This window comes from Methylobacterium sp. J-090, assembly GCF_022829345.1.
Classification (GTDB): Bacteria; Pseudomonadota; Alphaproteobacteria; order Rhizobiales; family Beijerinckiaceae; genus Methylobacterium.
The window spans coordinates 1-15,344 of record NZ_JAKSXV010000081.1 but is presented as its reverse complement, the minus strand read 5'-3'; the positions used below and the strand labels follow the sequence as shown (position 1 = coordinate 15,344).

Here is a 15,344-nt window from a genome sequence, read left to right as displayed (position 1 = left end):
AGACAGGGCGGACGTGACCATCCGACATGGCCGTCGCCCGGGCGGGACGAACTGCGAACGGACGCGTCTGCGGGAACCCCGCCGGGCCTCGCGCCTTGTCTGTCCGTCGCAGGCTTCCTAGATCACATCTTTCTCACTATGGACGCTCCCCAGCCCGGCTGCGCATCCTCCGGTCCTTTTTGGGCCAGCCGGTCCCACGGGACTGTGCGAGGTGCCGCCTCGATCATACGGCATCCCACCGACCTGCGGCCCAGGAGCCGAGCATGCGAATGCTCGGGGAAGTAGGCACGACTACTCACGACGAGACTTCTCACGACGAAAGGATAAGCCATGAGCACGGGCACCGTGAAATGGTTCAACGAGACCAAGGGCTACGGCTTCATCCAGCCGGATGACGGCAGCAAGGACGTGTTCGTCCACATCTCCGCCGTCGAGCGCGCCGGGATGCGTAACCTGATCGAGGGGCAGAAGCTGTCCTACGAGATCGAGAGCGATCGCCGCACGGGCAAACAATCCGCTGGAAACCTCCAGGCGGCCTGAGTGCGGGCCTCGGTGCCCGGCTACTGAGGCATCGATTCAACATCTCGAAGGGAAGCCGCTCGCCACCGGGCGGCTTCTGTTGATTCCGGATCGTCGTTCGGGCATTGGCTGCCCCGATCGACACAGCTTTCCAACCGTTCTGATTCACCCTACGGCCGCGCGCCCCGCGAGGCGGGCTCGGCCGCGACACACCACGAGAAAGGTCAGATGGGCGCCTTCGACTACAGGAATTTCGACGATCGCCGCAAGAACTCCGCCAGCGCCAAGCAGATGCTGCTGGAAAAATTCAAGGCCCGTCCCCCGGCGGATGACCCGGACATGATCGCCAAGGCCGAGGCCCGTGCCGCGGTCTCCCGCGCCCGCGAGGAGCGGGCCAGGGAGCGCGAGGCCGCCCGGATCACCGCCGAGCGCCAGGCCGCCGAGGAGAAACGAGCCCGCGAGGAGGCCGAACTCGCGGCCCAGATCGCCCGCGAGGAGGCCGAGGCCCTGGCCGCCGCCGAGCGCAGGGCCACCGAGCTGGCCGAGAAGAAGGCCGCGCGCGACGCGCGCTATGCCGCCCGCAAGGCCAAAGCCCGTCGCTGATCTTGCGTTTCCGGGTCTGAACGAAGGGGGGCCGACGCCGTCGTCGGCCCCTTTTTCATGTCCGTCCCGCCGCCGTTCAAGCTTCGGATTCGGTCTCGTTGGTCTCGGCGGCTTCGGTCTGACCTTCGACCTGCTCGTCCTTCGGCTCGGTGTCGGCCTCGGGGCGCGGCCCGGCCTTGAACGAGCGGCGCGGCGCATTCCCGCGCTTCATCTGGGCGGGCTTCTCGATGGCACCGAGCCGCTCCGAGAGACGCTTGGCGCGCTCGTTGAAATCGTCGGTCGTGCGCGATTGGGATGCACCGCTCTTGAACGCGTTCGCCACTGGGGCCTCGTGGAGTTGCCCAGGGCACGGGGTCGTGCGGGGTTGGCCGATCCCTAGCACGCTTCGCCCCTGCGGTGGGGACTATCTTCGTCGGGGGAACCGCGCACGGCTTGCGGATGGGCGCGCCGTTGGCAAGAATGCGCTCCATCCACCTGCGAACGAGGGATCGTTTTCCATGGCCGATGCGACTGCCGAGATGATTCCCTGCGCGTGCGCCGACTGCGTCTGCACGGTGAAGACGGGCACCGGGATCGAGCGGGACGGCAAGACCTTCTGCTGCGAGGCCTGCGCCGACGGCCACGCCTCCCATGACGGTTGCGGCCATTCCGGATGCGCCTGCCACGGCTAAGTCACGACCGTGCGGGAGAGGGCGACCGCTCCCTACGCGCTCTTGACCGCCGGCTTCGCCTCGTCCTTGGGCGACGCCGCGTCCCGCGCCTCGGTGCCCTTGCCCACCGTGCGGCGGGCGCGGAAGGCGGGGCGCACCTCGGTCTCCTTCTTCCGGAGCATGGCGCGGTACTCGTCGCGCCGCTCGTGGATCGAGGCGATGACGAGGCCCATGGGCACGCCGACATCGACGAGGACGGCTTCCGACAGTTGCAGGGAGGCCTCGATGGTCTCGGGCACCGCATCGTCGACACCCATCTCGTAGAGGGCCGTGGCGTGGCGCGCGTCGCGGGCCCGGGCCACGATGGTGATGTCGGCGCGCTCGGCTCGCGCCGCCTCCACCACAGCTTCCACCGCATGCGGATTGTCGAGGGTGACGACCAGCGCCCGCGCATTGGCGATGTCGCAGCGGCGCAGGAGTTCCGCATTGGCCGAGTCGCCGAAATACACCGGATTGCCGAGGCGGCGGTGCTCCGAGACGCGGGCCGCGTCGGCATCCAGCGCGAGATACGGGATCTTGTGGCGGGCCAGCATCTCGCCGACGAGTCGCCCGACCCGGCCGTAACCGGCGATGATCACGCGGTTCTGCTGCTTGTCCGGCACGGGTTCGGCCCGGGCGCGGCCGAGCTGACCCCGAGCCATCCGCTTGCCGAGGCGGCGGGCGAGGACGGCCAGCGCCGGAATCGCGATCATCGTCACCGTGGTGACGATGAGGGCGGCTTGGCCCACCTCCTCGGGCACAAGGTTTCCGGCGAGCGCGCCGCCGATGAGCACGAACGCGAACTCGCCGCCGGGACCGAGCAGCAGCGCCGCCTCGAGGCCGACGGCGCGCGACAGCCGGAGGAAGCGGGCGGCCGCGACGATGATCACACCTTTGATCAGGGTCAGCCCCAGGGCGAGGCCCAGGATGGCGCCGGGCGCCGCCATGAGATGGGCCGGATCGAGGTTCATGCCGACGGAGACGAAGAACACGCCGAGCAGCAGGCCCTTGAACGGGTCGATGGTGGCCTCGATGGCCCGGCGGTACTCGGTCTCGGCGAGCAGCAGTCCGGCGACGAAGGCGCCGAGCGTCATGGACAGGCCGGCGGCGGCGGCGGTGAGCGCCGTGCCGATGATGACGAGGAGGCAGGCCGCCATGAACAGTTCGGGCGAACGCGTGCGGGCCACGAGCTGGAACAGGGGCCGCAGGGCGAGGCGCCCCGCCACCACGATGACGACGATGGCCACCGCCGCCTGCCCCAGGGCGAAGGCCAGCGCCCCGCCGACATTGGCCCCGTCGCTGCGCCCCAGCACCGCGATGGCGAACAGGACCGGCGCCACGGCGAGATCCTGGAACAGCAGCACCGCGAAGCTCGCCCGGCCGGCCGGCGTGTTGAGGCGCTTCTGCTCGGCCAGCACCGGCAGCACCACCGCCGTGGAAGACAGGGCCAGCGCCAGACCGACAATGGCGGCGGCGGCGAGCGGCACCGCCAGGGCGTACAGGATGGCGCCGATCACCAGGGCCGAGGCGACCACCTGGATCGAGCCGAGGCCGAAGACGAGGCGGCGCAGGGTGCGTAGGCGCTCCCAAGACAGCTCGACGCCGATCATGAACATGAGGAAGATCACGCCGAACTCGGCCAGATGCGCGATCTCGGCCCGGTTGCCGATGGTGACCCAGGACAGCCACGGATAGGCCTCGGCGAGGCGGCCGAGGCCGAACGGCCCGAGGAGGGCCCCCGCGCCGATGAACCCGAGCACGGGAGAGATGCGCAGCCGATGGAACAGCGGCACCACCACGCCGGCGGTGACGAGGAACAGGATCGCTTCCTTGTAGGAGCCGGCGTGCATGTCCGTCATGTGGTCTCAGGGTCTCCTTCCGGCCGGCGCCATCGGCCGAGCTCCCTTGTGGGGCTCGGTCCCGACGATCATGCGGTCCGGGGGCACGGGGGCGCAATCGCCGTTCGGGCCGGATCGCACGAATCCCGCGCCCGGTGGCGTTGCACGGACAACGCACCGCACGGCTCGGCGCAAAAACGGCACAATACCCGCTTAGCCGGGGGCGTAACGGAATGTTAAGTGCGGCGTTCGTCGCGTTTCGAGACACGAGTGCCCCATGCGAAAGACGCCGCCCAGCCGGGATGTCCAGCGCGAGCGCCGCGAATGGCAGCGGGAATCCGATCGCTGGACCCATGAGCGCCACGTCGAGAAGGGCTACCGCATCAAGTGGGGCTACGTCGGCATTGCCTATCTCGTCGAATTCATGGTCATCGGCGCCTCGCTCTGGGGCGCATGGCTGTTCGCCGGGGTCTACAGCGACGGTGATTCCAAGGCGTTCTACTTCATGCTTCTGGCGCCGCTGGTCTACGCGGCGGTGGAACTGTGCCGGGTGCCACTGGGCATCCTCGCGCGGACGCAGCGCTCCTACGCGATCCGCATCATGGCCATCATCGGTATCATCTTCGCCGCCGGTGTCACGACGAAGTCGGTTTCGCAGCTCGGCGAGATGATGTTCCACCCCCGCCTGATGGATGCGGCCAAGGCCAAGACCGCCCTCAAGGACGCGCAGGCCGATCGGGGGACCATCGACGGGCGGATCTCGGCGGCCGATGCCCGCGTGGCCCAGTACACCGCCGAACTCGACCAGATCGAGAAGCGAGCGGCCGAGAACGCGAGCCAGCTCTCCGCTCTCCCGGCCCAGCGCTGCGAGCGCATCTCGGGCACCAACAGCCGGGGCCAGCGCTACTCGAACCTCAAATGCGTCACCGACCCCCGCACGGCGACCCTCAACGCCAGCGTCGCCAAGGCCGGCAGCGACCGCGCCGGAGTGACGAAGGCCCTGGAAGAGGCCCGCAAGGCGCGCAGCGCCCTCGACCGGGGCGAGGCCGACCGCAAGGTCGCGGATGCCGAGCAGACCTACCGCAACTCGGTCAACCGCTCGCAGCTGCACTCCTTCACCGCCATGGTCTACGGCGTCGACCCCATCGACGTGACGGAAGCGCAGGTGCACGCCTTCCTGCGCATCTTCGTGTTCGTGCCGGCGCTCTGCGCCGCCTTCGCCTCGACGATCCTGGCGCTTTGCGCGGTCTCGGTCCGAAAAACCTTCATGGACGAGGACGACCTCGGTGCCACCGTCGATCCGGCGGCCACCCCCTACATGCTCGATTCCATCACCGACGCCCTGCGCCAGGAGATCGGCCTCGCTCAGCCGAAGCCCCCGCGTGAGGCGAACGCCGCCTCCGGCGCGGTGATTCCCATCGACCGACGTCCGGCCGGGCAGACATCCTTGCCGGCCAGCGCGGGAGCCGGTGCATGAGCATCCACACCACCGGCACGCCGGAGAACGTCGTCCTGGCGCAGAACGTCAACGGGCGCCTGCGCGCTGAGACGAAGATCATCGCCGCCCGCGCCTTCCTGTTCCGGTCACTCGGCTTCGGCGCGTTCTGCGCGCTCGCCGGCATCGGTCTCGGTGCGGCCTCCTACGGCTACGCCTATATGAACCAGTTCGACACGGCGGCGGAGAAGATCGCCGCCGCCATGCAGGCGGCGCTCTCCGACGTGACCCTGAAGACCAAGGGCGAGGTGACCCTGACGGATAACGTCCTGAAGCTCGAGGGCGGGATGCCGAAGGCCGCCGGCACACCGACTCCGACGAAGGCGCAGCTCGGCAACGACGCCGCGCCCGCCTCGAAGGCCATCGTGAACACCACCTTCACGGTGTTCAAGCAGGTGCCCTACATGGACGGCCAGATCGTCACGGGCTGGAACTTCCGCGCCAACGAGGACCAGCCGTTCCAGCAATATTGCTACTTCTCCCGCCGCACCAACGAGGCCAAGGGCCAGGTCGAGATCAAGATCGACCTCGCCATGGACGGCAAGACCCTGCCGCAGCCGCAGAAATCCGACGTGAACCTCGGCATCCTGGCGTCGAACTGCGTGTGGCACGACGGGAAGACGCTGTGAGGGCGATCAGTCCCGCCGGCGCGCCTCGGCGGTGCGCGTCGGATTGAGAAAGGGAAGCCCGGCGAAATCCCGCTCGTTGTCGGTCACCACCGTGCAGGCGTGGACCTCCGCGATGGCGGCGATGATCATGTCGAGGGCGTTGCGTGGGCGGCCCTGACGCCGGCCCTCCGCCATCAGGGCGGCCCAGGCGAGACCGGCCGTCCCGTCAAAGGGCAGGACCCGGCCGGCGAACAGGGCCTGTGGTCCCTCGGGCCCCGAGAACCACGCCTCCAACCCGTCACGCCGGCGGCCGGCCGGCAGTTCGAGGATGCCGCGCCGGATCTCCGCCACGGTCAGGGCACTGATGAAGAGATCGGCGTCGGCCCGATCGGCCATCCACGCGACGAGGGATGCCGACGGCACCGACCGTACGAGGTTGCTGAGGATGTTGGTGTCGAGGAGGTAGCGCGTCACAGGTCGACCCTGCGGCCTTCCTCGTCGGAGCGCGTCAGGTCGAGGTCGAGACCGACGAGGGGCGAGCGCCGCAGAGCCGCGAGGATGCCGCCCGTCTTCGGTGCCTGTTCGTCGAGAACCTTGGTAAGGGTGGTGCGCAGCCGGGCGGCCTCGGGACCATCCTCCGTGAGGCGGCGGGCCAGGGAGCGGATCAGGGCGCGGTCGGCCTCCCGGCCCATCACCTCGAAACGGGCGATGCCGCGCTGGGTCAGGCGAGCCCGGTAGGCGCCGAGCGCCCGCTTCTGGGACGTGTTGTCCATGGCCGGCTCCCACTCTATATCCGGTGATATATCCGGCATGCCCGAACCAGACAAGAAGCGCACTTGGTGGCGCCCTTGCCCCGCTCGACCCATACCATCGCCCACGGATCGATCCCCATGCGCTTTACCGGCACCGCCGACTACGTCGCGACCTCCGACCTCACCACGGCCGTCAACGCCGCCATCGTGCTGGAGCGGCCGTTGCTGGTGAAGGGCGAACCCGGCACCGGCAAGACCGTGCTGGCCGAAGAGATCGCCAAGGGCCTCGGCGCGCCGCTCCTCACCTGGAACGTCAAGTCGACCACCAAGGCGCAGCAGGGGCTCTACGAGTACGACGCCGTCTCGCGCCTGCGCGACAGCCAGCTCGGCGACCCGCGCGTGTCCGACATCGGCAACTACATCCGCCGCGGCAAGCTGTGGGAGGCGTTCACCCATGCGGAGCGGCCGGTGCTGCTCATCGACGAGATCGACAAGGCCGACATCGAGTTCCCCAACGACCTCCTGACCGAACTCGACCGCATGGAATTCCACGTCTACGAGACGGGACAGACGATCCGGGCCGAGCGCCGGCCCATCGTGATCATCACGTCGAACAACGAGAAGGAGCTGCCCGACGCGTTCCTGCGGCGGTGCTTCTTCCACTACATCCAGTTTCCCGACGCCGAGACCCTCAAGGCCATCGTCGAGGTCCATTACCCCGGCATCAAGCACCGCCTCGTCGAGGAGGCCCTGCGGGTCTTCCTCGAGACCCGCGCCGTGCCGGGCCTGAAGAAGAAGCCCTCCACCTCCGAACTGCTCGACTGGCTGAAGCTTCTCGTCTCCGAGGACGTGACCCCCGAGACCCTGCGCGAGCGCGACGACCGCAAGCTGATCCCGCCCCTCCACGGTGCGCTCCTGAAGAACGAGCAGGACGTGAGCCTCTTCGAGAAGCTCGCCTTCATGATGCGGCGGGAAGGACGCGGCGGCTGAACGGCGCCCCTGGCGAAGCCGGCCGACCGGACCAGATAGAGGCCATCTCCGTGTCCCATCCTCAGCATCGGACCGCTCCCATGAAGATGAAGAAACTCGGCCGCACCGGCCTCGACGTCTCGCCACTCTGCCTCGGCTGCATGACGTACGGCATCCCCGAGCGCGGTCCCCATCCGTGGACCATGACCGAGGAGGCGAGCCGGCCGCTCCTGCGCAAGGCCGTCGAGATGGGGATCAACTTCTTCGATACGGCGAACTACTATTCCGACGGCACCAGCGAGGAGATCGTCGGCCGGGCCCTGAAGGAGTTCGCCCGCCGCGACGACCTCGTCATCGCGACGAAGTGCTATTACGGCTTGAGCGACCGCCCCAACGCCGGCGGCCTCTCGCGAAAAGCCATCTTCGCGGCCGTCGATGCCAGCCTGACGCGTCTCGGCACCGACTACGTCGATCTCCTGCAGATCCACCGCTGGGATTACGGCACGCCCATCGAGGTCACCCTGGAGGCGCTCCACGATGTGGTGAAGGCCGGCAAGGCCCGCTATATCGGCGCCTCGTCGATGTACGCGTGGCAGTTCGCCAAGGCCCTGTTCCTCGCCGACCGCCATGGCTGGACGCGGTTCGCGACGATGCAGAATCACTATAATCTTCTCCACCGCGAGGAGGAGCGCGAGATGCTGCCGCTCTGCGCCGATCAGGACATCGCCGTGCTGCCGTGGAGCCCGCTGGCGCGCGGCCGCCTGACCCGGGACTGGGACGCCAAGAGCGCGCGCCAGGAGACCGACCTCGTGGGCAAGCGCCTCTACGACGCGACGGAAGCCGCCGACCGGGCCGTGGTCGAGGCGGTGGCGTCCATCGCCGAGGCCCGCGGCGTGCCCCGTGCCCAGGTCGCCCTGGCCTGGGTCGCCCAGAAGTCGCCCGTGACGGTGCCCATCGTCGGCGCCTCGAAGCCCGGGCACCTCGACGACGCCGTGGCGGCCCTCGACCTCGCCCTGACGGCCGAGGAGATGGCGGCCCTGGAGAGGCCTTACGTCCCGCACGCCGTCGTCGGCTTCAACTGAAAGTCCACCGATGCTTCGTGTCCTGCTCCTGCGCCACGCCAAGTCCGATCGTCCGGCCGGAGCCGCCGACCTCGACCGGCCCCTGAATCCACGTGGCCGCCGCACGGCGCCGCTGATGGCCGGCTACCTCGCCGCGGAAAACCTGCGGCCCGACCACGTCGCCGTCTCGCCGGCCAAGCGGACGCGGGAGACCTGGGAGCCGATCCACACGGCTCTGGGCGGCCCGGAGGCGACCATCGTCCCGGAGATCTACGAGGCGCCCGACGCGGCGCTCCTCGCGGTGATCCGGGCGACGCCGGCGACGGCACGCGGCCTCCTCATGGTCGGCCACAATCCCGGCTTCCAGGACGTGGCGCTCCGCCTCGTCGGGTCCGGTTCGCGTGCGGCGCGCGATCGCCTCGCCGATGGGTTTCCCACGGGCGCACTCGCGGTTCTGGATTTCGACGTCGAGACCTGGGACAAGATCCGCGCCGGCTCCGGGCGATTGGAGCGCTTCGTGGCACCCCGCGACCTCGACGCCGAGGAAGCCGCCTGAGCGCGGGCAAACCACGTCCGGCCGGAATTGAACCGTTCCGGCGCCGGGCCGTTTCCCCGATCCCCGGTCAAGCTCTCCGAGTGTCGTGCTCCTCGCATCCCTTCTGGTCCTGACGGCGCTCGTGCCGTCCCTCGCGGGCGGCGTCGAGACCGTGCGCCGCACCGTGTCGGGACCGACCCGGGACTGGTCCGCCTTCGGCACGCCTTCGGAAACGCCCCGGTTCCTGACGGAAAGTCGCGCCGTCTCGAACTGGCGGACGGAGGCGGGGGCCTCCCTGCGTCCGGCCGCCCTCGCCCTGGCGGCGCGCTGGTCCACGACGGAACCGGCCTTCGTCGCCCGCTGCGTCAAGCTCAACAACTACTGGTGCATCAAGAAGGCGCGCTGGTCCGGCGAGATCGGCGCCGATGCCGAGGGTCATACGGGCTTCGCCACGGCGGCCGACGGCGCCGACGCGGCCGCGGGGCTGCTCCGGCGCTACTATCGCGACTTGAACCGGCGCACGGCCCTCTCCATCGTCAGGCGCTGGGCGCCCGCCGAGTGCCGCGGAACCCCGCCGATCGCCACGCGGGTGCCGACCGCCCTCGCGCCGCGCGGCCTCGGCGGGACCCTGCGGGCGCGCTTCCTCGCCCGCAACACGCGAGCCGGGATGCCGCGCCGGGCGCTCGCCGCGAAGGGCGGTCCCCTGCGGGTCCAGCCGTGGTCGCCCCTGGCGCGGATGGGCAAGCGGGTGCCTCCGGGATCGGCCCCGAAGACCCTCGCCTCCGTCTCGGCCAAACCGCCGGCGACGCCCCGTCATGGGATCCTGGTCCGGCCCTCCGAGCTCCTGGTGAAGCCATCCGTCATCCTGGCCAAGCCCTCCGTGCTCCTCGTCGAGCCGAGCGCGGTCCTGGGCAACGCGACCCGGGCCGTCGAGACCGCGACGGCCCAGTTGCAGAAGCGGTTCGTCGCCGAATCCGCCGCCCTGCCGCCCATCGTCGCCGGCCTCGGCGGTCTTCGCCCCCTCGATCTCAGCGTACCGGCTCCGCTCTGCGGCAACGACGAGACCCGCATCCGCAATTACGCCGCGCGCATCGCCGGCAGCGTCGGCCTGAAGGTCGAGGACGATCTCAAGCTGTTCGGGCCGGACGGGCGCCCGTTGCCGGCCCTGCGCTCGGTGATGCTCGTCATGTCGAGCGTCGAACTCGGCGCCCTGCGCGCCGGCCCCGCCCTCGTCGACGCGGCCATCGCCCGCCTCGACGCCGGCACCCTGGCGGCCGTCGGCACGCCGGCCCCGACCCCGTGAGGCGTGACCTTGCGGGCCGGCCGCTCCGGCGCCACTTCAGCCGTGGCGGTTTTCCGCGCGTTTCCCCGTGCCCTCGATCGAGTCGTTCATGAACAGCTTTGCCGCGCGTGCGGGTTCCGCGGTCAAGGCCTTCGCCGAGGCATCGAGCGACCTCCTGATCCAGCCGACCCTGCGGCTGGGCGTTACCGGCCTCGCCCGCTCGGGCAAGACCGTGTTCACCACGGCGCTGATCCACCACCTTGTGGAGGCGCACGCCCTCCCGGCCTTCGCCCCGGCCCACGAGGGCCGTTTGCGCCGCGCCCGCCCCGTGCCGCAGCCCGACGACGACCTGCCGCGCTTCCCCTTCGAGGAGCACGTCGCGGCCCTCACGCAGGATCGCCTGTGGCCGCGCTCCACCGACCGGATCAGCCAGTTCCGCCTCGCCATCGAGTACGAGCGCAAGGGCGGCTGGCGCTCGGGGCCCGGCACCCTGATGCTCGATGTGGTCGACTACCCCGGCGAGTGGCTCCTCGATCTCGCCCTCATCGACCAGAGCTACACCGCGTGGTCCCGATCCACGATCTCGGGCACCCGCCGCAGCGGCCGGGCCGCCATGGCGGCTCCCTGGCTCGACACCCTGAAGGGCCTCGATCCGAAGGTGCCGCTGGACGAGATGGTGGCGGAGCGCGCCAGCACCGCGTTCAAGGCCTATCTCGCCGCGCTCCGCGCCGGGCCGGAATCCGTGGCCACGACGCCGCCCGGCCGCTTCCTCATGCCGGGCGATCTCGCCGGCTCGCCGGCCCTGACCTTCGCACCGCTGGACAACCTCACCGACCCCCTCGACCCCGGCAGCCTCGCCGGCCTGATGGAGCGGCGCTTCGAGGCCTACAAGGCCAAGGTGGTCGAGCCGTTCTTCCGCAACCACTTCCAGCGGGTCGACCGGCAGATCGTGCTCGTCGACGTGCTCGCGGCCGTCGATGCCGGCCCGGCGGCCCTGGCCGAACTGGAGGAGGCGCTCGATTCCGTCCTCCTCAGCTTCCGCATCGGCCGCAACACCATCCTGTCGCGCCTGTTCGCGCCGCGCGCCGAGCGCATCCTGTTCGCGGCGACCAAGGCCGATCACCTCCACCAGACGAGCCACGACCGCCTCGACGCCCTCCTGCGCCTCCTCGTGTCGCGGGCCATGCGCCGCACGGAGGCCGCCGGCGCCCGGGTCGGTACCGTGGCGCTGGCCTCCGTGCGCGCCACCCGCGAGACCACGATCCACGACGGCGCAGAGGTGTTGCGCGCCGTCTCGGGCACGCCGGAAGCTGGCGAGACCGTCGGCGACGAGACCTTCGACGGGTTGAGCGAGGCGGCGATCTTTCCCGGCGAACTCCCGGAGCGGCCGGAAGCGGTGCTGGAGGGCGCGGTGCCGCCCGGGTCCCTGCGCTTCCCGCGCTTCCGGCCGCCCCTGGTGAAGCCCGACGCCCTCGGACGGCCCGGCCACCTGCCGCAGATCCGCCTCGACCGGGCGATGCAGTTCCTCCTCGGCGACAAGCTCAGTTGAATCCAGCATGACCATTACGCCCCCGCCGAACCGCCCCCGGGCCTTCCGCATCCCCGCCGCCGAACCGGCCGGGGTGACCGAGGGCGCCGTGCCGCCGCCGATGCCGCCCGCCCAAGTCCGCATCGTCGAGGAGCCGTTCGAGATCGTCGAGGCGGCCGACGGCACGCCGGTGCCGGTGGCGTCGAAATCCCGTGCGCCATGGCTGTCGATGCTGCTCGTGGCGCTCGGTGGCCTCGTGTCGCTGGGCGTCGGCCTCTCCGTCGAGCGCCTCATCGCGGATCTCTTCGGCGCCGCCCCGTGGCTCGGCGCCGTCGCCCTGGTGCTTCTGGGCGTCGCGGCGCTCGGCCTCCTCGGACTCGTCCTGCGCGAGCTCTCGGGCATCTGGCGCGAGCGGCAGATCGAACGCCTGCGGGCCAGGGCTGTGGAGGCGCTGGCCACCCGCGACCACAGCGCGGCGCAGGCGGTGGTGAGGGATCTCAGCGCGCTCTATGCCGGGCGCGCGGCCCTCGCCGCCGGCCGGACCCGCCTCGACACCCTCGGCGACGCCATTCTCGACGTCGACGACCGTTTGGGCCTCGCCGAACATGAACTCCTCGCCCCCCTCGACCGGCAGGCCCGCCAGGCCATCGCGACGGCGGCGAAGCAGGTGTCGGGCGTCACGGCGCTCAGCCCCCGCGCCATCGTCGACGTGGCCTTCGTGATCTTCGCCGCCGTGCGGCTGCTCCGCCAGATCGCCACCATCTACGGCGGGCGCCCCGGCTTCCTCGGATTCCTGCGCCTTGCCCGCTCGGCGCTCGCCCACCTCACGGTAACGGGCGGCATGGCGGTGGGCGAGAGCATGATACAGCAGGCCCTGGGACTGGGGCTCGCCGCGAAGGTCTCGGCCAAGCTCGGGGAGGGGGTCCTCAACGGCCTGATGACGGCCCGGTTCGGCCTCGCGGCCCTCGCCGTCTGTCGCCCGCTGCCGTTCGTCCGCGCGGAGGCGCCGCGCCTGTCCGACGTGGCGGGCTCCCTGTTCAGATCCGCCGGGGATGCGGACGACGCCGGGGTCAGAGGTCCTTCATGAACCCGGCGAGCCGCATCAGACCCTCCGGCCAGGGACCATGGCCCGAGGCCACGTTGATGTGGCCGGATTCCCCGGCATCGACCACCACGGCGCCCCAGGCATAGGCGAAATCCTCGGCCCGCTCGTAGGCGCAGTACGGATCGTTGCGGCTCGCCACCACCAGGGACGGGAAGGGCAGGGGATCGCGCGGCACCGGCGCGAAGGCGGTGACGCTGGCGGGCAGGTTCGGCGTGGTCTCGACATCGGGGAACGCCACCAGGATTGCGCCGCGCACCACGCCGGGCGGGAAATCCGGGGCTGCCTGCACGGCGGCGACCACGCCGAGGCTGTGGGCGATGAGGAGAACGGGGCGCGTCGCCGCCGTCACCGCCGCGACGATGCGGGCCCGCCAGGCCGGGGCGTCGGGGTGATGCCAGTCGTCCTGCTCGACGATGCGGCCCGTGGACAGGCGCTCGGCCCAGCGGGCCTGCCAGTGGCCGTCTTCGGAGCCGGCATAGCCCGGCAGGATGAGGATGTCGCAATCGCCGATCTTCATGGACGATGCGATAGCGCCTCGGCCCGTACCGGTCGAGCCCGTTCCGGCGGGCGCAGCGGAGACCGACGGGTCCACCGACGAAGAAGGGGTGGCGCCCTGTCGGACACCACCCCTTGCCATCCACCCTATAGAGCGTGCGCCTCAGTGCGGACGCGAACTCGGCGTCTCGCCATAGCCTGCACCACCCTGAGGTGCCGCCGCGCGCTGGGCGGCGGCCTGGAGGTTCTCCGGGTCGAGGGCGCTGGCGACGAACTCGCGTCCGCGATGCGTCACGTCGCGGGCGTAGCGCAGGCCCTGGTCGCGGACCTCGTCGGCCCAGGGGCCCACGGTCTCGTCCTCCTGACGGGTGCGGGGCAGCAGGGCACCGATGAGGAGGCCGGCGGCGAGGCCGACCACGCCGACGAGGAGGGGATTCTCGGTGACGAAGTCCTCGACGACCGAGCGGCCATCGCGAAGACGCTCGGACCCGCGCTCACCGAGATGCTCGATCCGGCGCCGGCTGGTGTCGCGAACGTCGTAGGCCCGCTCGCGGAGGTCCTGCGCCGTATCGGCCACGCGGGCGCGCACCGTCTGGGCGGTCTCGGACACCCGGTCCCGCACGTCCCCGGCGATTCCGGCGGCGCGGTTCGTCAGGTCGTCGGCGGTCTCGAGGGCCATGTCACGCAGGTTGGTCGTACCGGATCGGACATCGTCGGCCACCGATCCGACACGCGCGTCGAGGGTGCGATCTTCCTGGTGACCACGCGGCATGCCGGCCGCGAGAGCGATGTCGTCGGGCAGGGAACGGGGTTCGTCGCCGGGCTTGGGGGAATGGGTCATGGGTGACTCCTAAAGGGGAAGAGCCCGCGAAGGGGAAAAGTCCTTGGCACGGGCCGGATCGAGATCGGACGCAGAGCTAGGTCAAAGCGGGGTCAAATCTGGGTCTCTTGGCCGAGATCCTTGACCGGATGACGCGTCGGCAGGTCCGGGTCGTAGACACGGTCCGCGCCCGTCTGCACCACCGGCAGGCTGTCCTTCGCCTGGCGGACCCGGCGCTCGGTGGCGACGGCGGCGGCCGCATCGGACGACATCCGGTGCAGGAGCCAGCCAACTCCGGCGGCGATGATCATCACCGGCACCGGGTTACGGCGCACGGCGGCCAGCGCCCCGTCATAGACCCCGCTCAGCGGCGTCCGGCGGGCGTTGCCGAGCATCTCGTCGACGATGCTCGACACCGAGAGCCGTTCCTGGATCTGGTCGATGGTCTGGTCGAGGCGGGCGCGGCTCGCCTCGATGTCCTTCTCGAGTTCGTTCAACGATCCGCTCATCCGGAGACCCTTTCAGACAATGCGCGGGCATCCTGGCGGACCTGACGCGAGGTCCGCACGGGAGCGAGGGTCGAGAGCGACATGGCGTTGCGACCGACCAGCGCGAGGATCACCGCGACCACGAGGAGCACGCCACCAACGATGAGGGCGGCGAGCGCCTCCGAGTGGACCACCGTGGCAAGCCATTTCACCAGGGCGTCCACGAGGACGAACAGGGCGACGACGCCGAACACGGCGGCGCCCACGAGAAGCCCGAGACCGACGAAGAGCGAGCGGACGTTGCTCGTCATCTCATTGCGGAAGAGGGCGATCTCCTTGCGGGCGAGTTCATTGGTCTCCCGCAGGGCATCACCGATGAGGCCCTGGATGCTGGGATTGGTTCCGTTGGACATGGGCGCCGGCCTCAGATGCCGTGATCGCGATGGAGGCCGGGTGCCGGCACGTCGCCCAGGGAACCGCCCCGGACCGGAACCTCACGGGGCTCGTAGTCGCGTACGGCCGACATGCTCGACGACTTGATGAATCGAGCCACCACG

19 protein-coding genes are annotated in these 15,344 nt (G+C 70.4%); 11 read left to right on the top strand and 8 right to left on the bottom strand.

The features are described from left to right. Positions 1-330 precede the first annotated feature (330 nt). Both MKK49_RS13080 and MKK49_RS13075 read left to right on the top strand, forming a co-directional pair. Positions 331-540: a cold-shock protein gene (locus MKK49_RS13080; protein WP_056094499.1), complete on the top strand. Its 210-nt coding sequence runs from the start codon at positions 331-333 to the stop codon at positions 538-540. A gap of 207 nt (positions 541-747) precedes the next feature. Next, positions 748-1,122, top strand: a complete 375-nt coding sequence (locus MKK49_RS13075) for a DUF6481 family protein (RefSeq protein ID WP_244029038.1) — start codon at positions 748-750, stop codon at positions 1,120-1,122. Between the two features lie 76 nt (positions 1,123-1,198). On the opposite strand, the gene MKK49_RS13070 is transcribed toward MKK49_RS13075, so the two are convergent. Further along, complete coding sequence (locus MKK49_RS13070) at positions 1,199-1,444, bottom strand: hypothetical protein (RefSeq protein ID WP_244029036.1); 246 nt, start codon at positions 1,442-1,444, stop codon at positions 1,199-1,201. A 175-nt stretch (positions 1,445-1,619) separates the two neighbouring features. Here MKK49_RS13070 and MKK49_RS13065 point away from each other — a divergent pair, with 175 nt between their 5' ends. Beyond that, positions 1,620-1,793, top strand: coding sequence for a metallothionein (locus MKK49_RS13065; RefSeq protein WP_244029034.1), 174 nt, complete (start codon positions 1,620-1,622; stop codon positions 1,791-1,793). 32 nt (positions 1,794-1,825) lie between these two features. Here MKK49_RS13065 and MKK49_RS13060 read toward each other — a convergent pair whose 3' ends face one another. Beyond that, positions 1,826-3,670 carry a cation:proton antiporter gene (locus MKK49_RS13060; RefSeq protein WP_244029032.1) on the bottom strand — a complete coding sequence of 615 codons (1,845 nt, stop codon included), beginning with the start codon at positions 3,668-3,670 and terminating at the stop codon, positions 1,826-1,828. Positions 3,671-3,926: 256 nt separating this feature from the next. Here MKK49_RS13060 and MKK49_RS13055 point away from each other — a divergent pair, with 256 nt between their 5' ends. Together MKK49_RS13055 and MKK49_RS13050 are read left to right on the top strand one after the other, a co-directional pair. Beyond that, positions 3,927-5,126: an ATPase gene (locus tag MKK49_RS13055; protein ID WP_244029030.1), complete on the top strand. Its 1,200-nt coding sequence runs from the start codon at positions 3,927-3,929 to the stop codon at positions 5,124-5,126. Beyond that, positions 5,123-5,773, top strand: coding sequence for a hypothetical protein (locus MKK49_RS13050; protein ID WP_244029028.1), 651 nt, complete (start codon positions 5,123-5,125; stop codon positions 5,771-5,773). The genes MKK49_RS13055 and MKK49_RS13050 overlap by 4 nt, the downstream gene beginning before the upstream one ends. Before the next feature lie 6 nt (positions 5,774-5,779). Here the strand turns inward: MKK49_RS13050 and MKK49_RS13045 are convergent, their stop codons facing one another. Both MKK49_RS13045 and MKK49_RS13040 read right to left on the bottom strand, forming a co-directional pair. Then, a complete protein-coding gene (locus tag MKK49_RS13045) occupies positions 5,780-6,226 on the bottom strand; it encodes a type II toxin-antitoxin system VapC family toxin (RefSeq protein ID WP_244029026.1) in 447 nt (148 codons plus the stop codon). Further along, positions 6,223-6,525: a hypothetical protein gene (locus MKK49_RS13040; RefSeq protein ID WP_244029024.1), complete on the bottom strand. Its 303-nt coding sequence runs from the start codon at positions 6,523-6,525 to the stop codon at positions 6,223-6,225. The genes MKK49_RS13045 and MKK49_RS13040 overlap by 4 nt, the downstream gene beginning before the upstream one ends. 117 nt (positions 6,526-6,642) lie before the next feature. Between MKK49_RS13040 and MKK49_RS13035 the strand changes: the two genes are divergently transcribed. The 6 genes from MKK49_RS13035 (at position 6,643) to MKK49_RS13010 (ending at position 12,966) form a co-directional block, all read left to right on the top strand. Beyond that, positions 6,643-7,494, top strand: coding sequence for an AAA family ATPase (locus MKK49_RS13035; protein WP_244029083.1), 852 nt, complete (start codon positions 6,643-6,645; stop codon positions 7,492-7,494). A gap of 80 nt (positions 7,495-7,574) precedes the next feature. Next, positions 7,575-8,555, top strand: coding sequence for an aldo/keto reductase (locus tag MKK49_RS13030; protein WP_244029022.1), 981 nt, complete (start codon positions 7,575-7,577; stop codon positions 8,553-8,555). Positions 8,556-8,565: 10 nt separating this feature from the next. Beyond that, positions 8,566-9,090 (top strand): SixA phosphatase family protein, encoded by a 525-nt coding sequence (locus MKK49_RS13025; RefSeq protein WP_244029020.1) that lies wholly within the window; start codon positions 8,566-8,568, stop codon positions 9,088-9,090. Between the two features lie 85 nt (positions 9,091-9,175). Beyond that, positions 9,176-10,372 (top strand): hypothetical protein, encoded by a 1,197-nt coding sequence (locus tag MKK49_RS13020; protein WP_244029018.1) that lies wholly within the window; start codon positions 9,176-9,178, stop codon positions 10,370-10,372. An 88-nt stretch (positions 10,373-10,460) separates the two neighbouring features. Further along, entirely contained in the window at positions 10,461-11,900 is a 1,440-nt protein-coding gene (locus MKK49_RS13015) for a YcjX family protein (RefSeq protein ID WP_244029016.1), read from the top strand. Positions 11,901-11,907: 7 nt separating this feature from the next. Beyond that, entirely contained in the window at positions 11,908-12,966 is a 1,059-nt protein-coding gene (locus tag MKK49_RS13010; RefSeq protein WP_244029015.1) for a YcjF family protein, read from the top strand. On the opposite strand, the gene MKK49_RS13005 is transcribed toward MKK49_RS13010, so the two are convergent. The 4 genes from MKK49_RS13005 to MKK49_RS12990 all read right to left on the bottom strand — a co-directional run bounded on the left by MKK49_RS13005 (position 12,950) and on the right by MKK49_RS12990 (position 15,200). Further along, positions 12,950-13,501 carry an RBBP9/YdeN family alpha/beta hydrolase gene (locus MKK49_RS13005; RefSeq protein WP_244029013.1) on the bottom strand — a complete coding sequence of 184 codons (552 nt, stop codon included), beginning with the start codon at positions 13,499-13,501 and terminating at the stop codon, positions 12,950-12,952. The genes MKK49_RS13010 and MKK49_RS13005 overlap by 17 nt on opposite strands. A 141-nt stretch (positions 13,502-13,642) precedes the next feature. Beyond that, a complete protein-coding gene (locus MKK49_RS13000) occupies positions 13,643-14,320 on the bottom strand; it encodes a YqjD family protein (protein WP_244029011.1) in 678 nt (225 codons plus the stop codon). A 92-nt stretch (positions 14,321-14,412) separates the two neighbouring features. Next, positions 14,413-14,808, bottom strand: coding sequence for a DUF3618 domain-containing protein (locus MKK49_RS12995; protein ID WP_244029009.1), 396 nt, complete (start codon positions 14,806-14,808; stop codon positions 14,413-14,415). After that, positions 14,805-15,200, bottom strand: a complete 396-nt coding sequence (locus MKK49_RS12990) for a phage holin family protein (protein ID WP_244029007.1) — start codon at positions 15,198-15,200, stop codon at positions 14,805-14,807. The genes MKK49_RS12995 and MKK49_RS12990 overlap by 4 nt, the downstream gene beginning before the upstream one ends. Positions 15,201-15,344: the final 144 nt, after the last annotated feature.

What these genes read in the sequence shown, in the direction of transcription:
- MKK49_RS13080 (WP_056094499.1), top strand. Translation starts at nt 331, where the DNA reads ATGAGCACGGGCACCGTGAAATGGTTCAACGAGACCAAGGGCTACGGC.
- MKK49_RS13075 (WP_244029038.1), top strand. Translation starts at nt 748, where the DNA reads ATGGGCGCCTTCGACTACAGGAATTTCGACGATCGCCGCAAGAACTCC.
- MKK49_RS13065 (WP_244029034.1), top strand. Translation starts at nt 1,620, where the DNA reads ATGGCCGATGCGACTGCCGAGATGATTCCCTGCGCGTGCGCCGACTGC.
- MKK49_RS13060 (WP_244029032.1), bottom strand. Translation starts at nt 3,670, where the DNA reads ATGACGGACATGCACGCCGGCTCCTACAAGGAAGCGATCCTGTTCCTC.
- MKK49_RS13055 (WP_244029030.1), top strand. Translation starts at nt 3,927, where the DNA reads ATGCGAAAGACGCCGCCCAGCCGGGATGTCCAGCGCGAGCGCCGCGAA.
- MKK49_RS13050 (WP_244029028.1), top strand. Translation starts at nt 5,123, where the DNA reads ATGAGCATCCACACCACCGGCACGCCGGAGAACGTCGTCCTGGCGCAG.
- MKK49_RS13040 (WP_244029024.1), bottom strand. Translation starts at nt 6,525, where the DNA reads ATGGACAACACGTCCCAGAAGCGGGCGCTCGGCGCCTACCGGGCTCGC.
- MKK49_RS13035 (WP_244029083.1), top strand. Translation starts at nt 6,643, where the DNA reads ATGCGCTTTACCGGCACCGCCGACTACGTCGCGACCTCCGACCTCACC.
- MKK49_RS13030 (WP_244029022.1), top strand. Translation starts at nt 7,575, where the DNA reads ATGAAGATGAAGAAACTCGGCCGCACCGGCCTCGACGTCTCGCCACTC.
- MKK49_RS13025 (WP_244029020.1), top strand. Translation starts at nt 8,566, where the DNA reads ATGCTTCGTGTCCTGCTCCTGCGCCACGCCAAGTCCGATCGTCCGGCC.
- MKK49_RS13015 (WP_244029016.1), top strand. Translation starts at nt 10,461, where the DNA reads ATGAACAGCTTTGCCGCGCGTGCGGGTTCCGCGGTCAAGGCCTTCGCC.
- MKK49_RS13010 (WP_244029015.1), top strand. Translation starts at nt 11,908, where the DNA reads ATGACCATTACGCCCCCGCCGAACCGCCCCCGGGCCTTCCGCATCCCC.
- MKK49_RS13005 (WP_244029013.1), bottom strand. Translation starts at nt 13,501, where the DNA reads ATGAAGATCGGCGATTGCGACATCCTCATCCTGCCGGGCTATGCCGGC.
- MKK49_RS13000 (WP_244029011.1), bottom strand. Translation starts at nt 14,320, where the DNA reads ATGACCCATTCCCCCAAGCCCGGCGACGAACCCCGTTCCCTGCCCGAC.
- MKK49_RS12995 (WP_244029009.1), bottom strand. Translation starts at nt 14,808, where the DNA reads ATGAGCGGATCGTTGAACGAACTCGAGAAGGACATCGAGGCGAGCCGC.
- MKK49_RS12990 (WP_244029007.1), bottom strand. Translation starts at nt 15,200, where the DNA reads ATGTCCAACGGAACCAATCCCAGCATCCAGGGCCTCATCGGTGATGCC.